We start from the raw sequence: 253 nt of genomic DNA, 5'->3' as shown, positions 1-253 counted from the left end.
ATCTTGAGTGGCAGAGGCTATGGCTATTAATAAACAAAGTGCGGCGACGAGCGCTAAATTGGCTTTTAAATCAAGCCCTGCTAATAGCAGTGTGCCAAGTAAAATAAAGCTTTGGCAAAACAGTATCCAGCTTCGGCGTTGGCCTAACCATTTGTATAAAAAGGGTAGTTTGGTACGATCAATTAACGGCGACCATAAAAAGTTAATGCTGTAAGCGCCAAACACAATGCCAAATAAGCCAATCATACTGCGG

Annotated in this window: 1 pseudogene; it reads right to left on the bottom strand. The window is 42.3% G+C overall.

Going from position 1 to position 253, the window contains the following annotated elements:
• Positions 1–253, bottom strand: a pseudogene (locus AAEY62_RS23560) (AmpG family muropeptide MFS transporter); the annotation flags it as partial.

The sequence above is a fragment of the Pseudoalteromonas sp. GW168-MNA-CIBAN-0100 genome (assembly GCF_040309225.1).
Classification (GTDB): Bacteria; Pseudomonadota; Gammaproteobacteria; order Enterobacterales; family Alteromonadaceae; genus Pseudoalteromonas; species Pseudoalteromonas arctica.
Note: the sequence above shows the minus strand (reverse complement) of the source record. Positions and strands in the feature narration are given on the sequence as shown.